Source organism: Candidatus Margulisiibacteriota bacterium, assembly GCA_018822365.1.
Lineage (GTDB): Bacteria > Margulisbacteria > WOR-1 > O2-12-FULL-45-9 > XYB2-FULL-48-7 > XYB2-FULL-45-9.
Window position 1 is genome coordinate 1 of record JAHJKL010000024.1, and the last position, 4,596, is coordinate 4,596.

At 47.0% G+C, this 4,596-nt stretch carries 5 protein-coding genes; all 5 read left to right on the forward strand.

Annotation, left to right across the window (positions count from 1 at the left end; genetic code table 11):
• On the forward strand, window positions 1-575 hold a 575-nt coding region (locus KKF06_01400), incomplete at its 5' end, for an SPASM domain-containing protein (protein MBU1616422.1).
• 1 nt (window position 576) lies between these two features.
• Entirely contained in the window at window positions 577-1,581 is a 1,005-nt protein-coding gene (locus tag KKF06_01405; protein ID MBU1616423.1) for an N-acetylneuraminate synthase family protein, read from the forward strand.
• A gap of 4 nt (window positions 1,582-1,585) precedes the next feature.
• A complete protein-coding gene (locus KKF06_01410) occupies window positions 1,586-2,617 on the forward strand; it encodes a class I SAM-dependent methyltransferase (GenBank protein MBU1616424.1) in 1,032 nt (343 codons plus the stop codon).
• 1 nt (window position 2,618) lies between these two features.
• Entirely contained in the window at window positions 2,619-4,091 is a 1,473-nt protein-coding gene (locus KKF06_01415) for a B12-binding domain-containing radical SAM protein (protein ID MBU1616425.1), read from the forward strand.
• A 1-nt stretch (window position 4,092) separates the two neighbouring features.
• Window positions 4,093-4,596 (forward strand): hypothetical protein (locus tag KKF06_01420; GenBank protein MBU1616426.1); only part of this gene is annotated, 504 nt, incomplete at its 3' end.

Consider the following 4,596-nt stretch of genomic DNA (forward strand, 5'->3'; position numbering starts at 1 on the left):
CTCTTTTGACCGATGAATTGTCAAAGGGCCTTATAGAAGCGGGGCTTTCAAGGATCAAGTTTTCCGTTGACGGCGTTACTCCGGCGGTTTATAACTCGATCCGCAGAGGGACCAGCTATGACGTGACCATCCCGAAGATCCTTCGTTTTATAGAGATCAGAAACTCACTGGGTAAAAAGTTGCCGAGCGTCCAGGTGCAAATGGTCTACATGTCGTCAAACAGCCAGGAAGCGGCCGATTACATAAAGTTCTGGGAAGATAAAGCCAACAGGATCGGGTTTTCGCGTTATCGGAGCAACTACAATAATATCGGTGAATCAGCGAATGTCGCTCCTTTAAGCGGGAAACGGATCCCTTGTCCGCAGTTATGGCAGCGGCTGGTGATCTTGTGGGATGGCGTCGTTTTGATGTGTTGCGGCGATCACCAGATGAGAAATCCGGTTGGCGATGTCCGGACGCAAACTATCGCTCAGATCTGGAAAGGGGAGCAGATGGAGCGGATGAGAGCCTTGCACCGGCAATGTAAGTTTGACCAGATTGCCGCCTGTAAAGACTGCCAGGTCAATTATTTATAATATGAAAAAAAATGCTTTTCCTTTACTTATCGCGGAGATCGCCAATTGCCATGCCGGAGACGAGGTTTATCTTTTTGAGCTGGTTGACGGGGTCTGCCAGACAGCGGCGGATGCCGTTAAATTTCAATTGATCATCGCCGACGAATTATTAGTGCCTCACCATTCCCAATATTCCCTTTTTAAATCTTTTGAGTTCTCTTTTTCTTTTTGGAAAAAAGTCGTGGCCAGGGTCAAGGCGGCGCATAAAAAAGTGGCTTTTGATGTTTTTGGCGACCGGTCGCTGGCGTTGGCCGCAGACTTGAACGCCGACCTGTTCAAGGTCTATGCCAGCGATGTTGATGACCTTGAATTTATTAAGAAGGTCGTCGGACTTAAGAAGAAGGTTTTTGTCTCTACCGGCGGCGCGGAGCTGAAAGAGATCGAAAGAATTATTAAATTGCCCGGCGGCGAGAAGCTCTGCTTTTTGCTCGGCTTTCAGTCTTTCCCGACCCCGCCGGAGGAGTCGCAATTGAACAGGCTGGAATATTTGCGCGAGCGTTACGGCTGCAACGTCGGTTTTATGGACCATAGCGATCCGCGCGATCTTTTTGCCGCCGTTTTGCCCTGCCTGGCCGTGGCCAAGGGGGCTTGCGCCGTGGAAAAGCACGTCTATCTCGCGAATCGGAAAAAGACCTATGATTGGCAATCCGCCATTGATTTCCATGAACTGGATAAACTGCGCGCCTTATTGGTCAAGACGCAAGCGGCGTGTGGTTCGGGAGAATTCAAGCTTACCAGGCTTGAAAAAGAATATTTCCTGAAAAAAAGAAAGATTGCCGTTGCGGCGCGAGCCCTCGAGGCCGGGGAGAAACTTAAGGCCAACTCTCTCGCTTTTAAGCTGGGGGAGATGGTTGGCGGCGAAAAAGGCCTTTATCGAAAAGAAATTGCCGATTATTTGGGCCGGAAATTGAGGCGCGTCGTCGGTAAGGACGAGATTCTATTGAGAAATATGTTTGTGAAAGGGTGAAAAAATGATGGTAACAGCGATAAAAGAAAGCCAGGGGATCGAAGAGAAGCTAAGGACCGATAAATTCAAGGACGACTTTTTCTCTTTGCTTGAAAAAGATGTCAACGAATTGATCAATCCTTATCGCGCTTCATTCGCCAAGATCAACTGTCCGTGCTGCGATCGGCGGGAGACTCCGGAGGCGTTCGTAAAAGGCCAGTTCTCTTTTCACGCTTGCCCAGATTGCGACACCCTCTTTATCAATCCCCGTCCGACCAAAAAGACGCTTGATAATTTTTATATCAATTCGAAGGCGATCGCGCTGTTTACCAGGGAATTAATGAAAAACGAAAAATCCAGAACAAAATATATTTTTGAGCGGCGCGCCCGGCAGGTGCTTGATTTTTTAGGCGGCGTTGGCAAAACGACTGGCCGGTTGGTTGAGATCGGGTGCAGTATCGGGACTTTTCTGGAGATCATTAAAGAAAAAAACCGATTTTCGGTCGAAGGAGTAGATCCTGATGATGGGGCTTGCCGCGCCTGCGCCGCGAAGGGGATTAAAGCGCATAAAACAACGCTCGAAAGTTTTAGGGCTCCGTCGTCCCGTTACGATATCGCCCTCAATTTTGAAACGATCGAGCATATTTTTTCTCCTTACGAGTTTCTCCGCAAAATAAATCAACTGTTAAAAAAAGGGGGGTATCTTGGCTTTACTACTCCCAATCGACATGGTTTTGATATGATGACTTTGGGACAATCATATAAAAATATTCATGGGCCATGCCATCTTAATTATTTTAATGTTGATACGATCGATTTACTGCTTAAACGATGCGGGTTTAAGGTTGTCAAAAAGATGACCCCGGGAATTTTGGATATTGAAGTGGTTAGAAAGCAGATTTTAGCCGGGGTTGCGCCAACTGTGCCGCCTTTTATTAAATATATCGCTTGTGAAGCGGACGATCAACAGCGAAACAATTTTCAAGAATATTTGAGAAACAATCGCTTGAGCGGCAATATGCTTATTTTTGCCCAAAAAACTGGGAAGGGTGAATGACATGAAATTACTTTTTGTTTACATGAACGCGACAATGAGGGGTTCATTCCCGATCGGATTGACCAATCTGGCGAGTTATTTGAAATCGCTGGGGCATGAGATCGAGATTTTTGATACGACTTTTTACCGCCAGTATACGGAGAAGAATCGGAACAAAGTTGGCGAGAAATTCGGCTTATATAAACCGATTGAAAATCCTGTTGTTTTTGAATACCTTGACTCGGATGCCGAGGCCGATCTTCATAACAAAATCCGCGAATCTAAGCCTGATCTGATTGGTTTTTCCATCCTTTCAGCAAATTATTATCATGCCATTAAATGGTCCCGTAAAATCAAAGAGGTTTTTCCCGGTCTGCCGGTCATATACGGTGGCTTGCATCCTTCGATCTGTCCCGATCAGGTGATCGCTGAGCCGTCGGTCGATATGATCTGCCTCGGCGAGGGGGAATACGCGCTGGATGAGCTTTTGCGCCGCCTCGACAAGAAGCAGGATATCACGGACGTCAGGAATCTTTGGGTCAAACAGAATGGGCAGATCTATAAAAATCCTTTGCGGGAGTTGATCTCGCTTGATAAACTCCCAGTTTTGGACTGGAGCTTTTTTTCCGAACAGCACATTTATGCCCCTTTGAATGGTCGCATGCGCCGGATCGGGTCGGTCGAGTTTAGTCGGGGCTGTCCGTACTCATGCAATTACTGTTCGTGTACCGCCTTAAGGAATTTAACTGCGCCGCAAAAATATTTGAGGCATAAGACCATCGATCGGGCGATTGAAGATTTGATAGTCCTTAAAGATAAATATAAGGTTGAAATGTTTTACTTTTTGGACGAGACCTTTTTATCGATGGAAATAAACTTGTTTAAAGATTTGGCTAAAATATACAAGCGCGAGGTGGGGCTTCCTTTTTACGCGATGACGCATCCGTTTTCCGTGACCGAAGAAAAAGCCAAGATTGTCGATGACATGGGCTGTTATCTGATGACGATCGGGATCGAGGTCGGCAATGAGAAGTTCCGCGGCGAAGTCCTGAACCGGCGGGTCCCCAATACCAAGATCATTGAGGCTTTTGACATTTTTCACAATAAAACCAAGGTTCTTCCTTCCGCTTTTGCGATGATCGGTTTGCCCTTTGAAACCCGCGAACTTATTTTTGACACGATCGAATTGTTTAGGCGGTGTAAGCCCGCGACCTATTCGGTAGGTATTTTTCAGCCTTTTATGGGATCGAAATTGCGCCAAGTTTGCATTGATAATGGTTTTTTTGACCCGACTGGAGATATCTATGAGTATCCTAGTGAAACGAGTGTTTTGACCATGCCCCAGTTGTCAAAGGCGGAGATTGAGAAACTATACAGAACGTTCATGTTATATACCAAAGTTGACAAAAACCTCTTTCCGCTAGTAAAAAAAGCCGAAGATGATGATGTTTTGTTGGCTGAATTGATTAGTCAGTATCAGCAGGGAAAAGGTTAAGATGGCGAAAGAGATCGTTGGGCTAGTCGCGGTCCGGACCGAATCGACCCGCTTGCCTGGCAAAGCTTTCCGTCCTTTGGCCGGAAAACCCCTGTTGGAAGTCCTGGTCGACCGTTTACTGGCGACCAAAGAGCTGGACGATTTTATTATTTGCGCGACCGTCAATCCTTCGGACGACAAGGTCGAAGAGTTTTGCCTGACCAAAAAAGTGAAGTGTTACCGTGGAGAGGTGAAGAACGTTCTTGATCGGTTTCTGGGCGCGACATCTCTTGTCCCGTCTGAATATGTCGTTCGGATCACCGGCGATAATCCGCTGACCGATTTCCTGACTATGCGTGAATGTTTTGATTATATGAAAGCGAACCAGGGGGATTATTCCCGCCAAATGGGGGTGCCGCTTGGGACCGCCTGCGAAGTGATCCGGACCGAAGCTCTGCGGGAACTTAGCCGCCGGACCCTGTCGCACGATCTGACCGAATACATGACTTACTTCTTTGAAATGGCC

Coding starts and splice junctions, on each gene's coding strand:
- KKF06_01405 (MBU1616423.1), top strand. CDS start 577: ATGAAAAAAAATGCTTTTCCTTTACTTATCGCGGAGATCGCCAATTGC.
- KKF06_01410 (MBU1616424.1), top strand. CDS start 1,586: ATGATGGTAACAGCGATAAAAGAAAGCCAGGGGATCGAAGAGAAGCTA.
- KKF06_01415 (MBU1616425.1), top strand. CDS start 2,619: ATGAAATTACTTTTTGTTTACATGAACGCGACAATGAGGGGTTCATTC.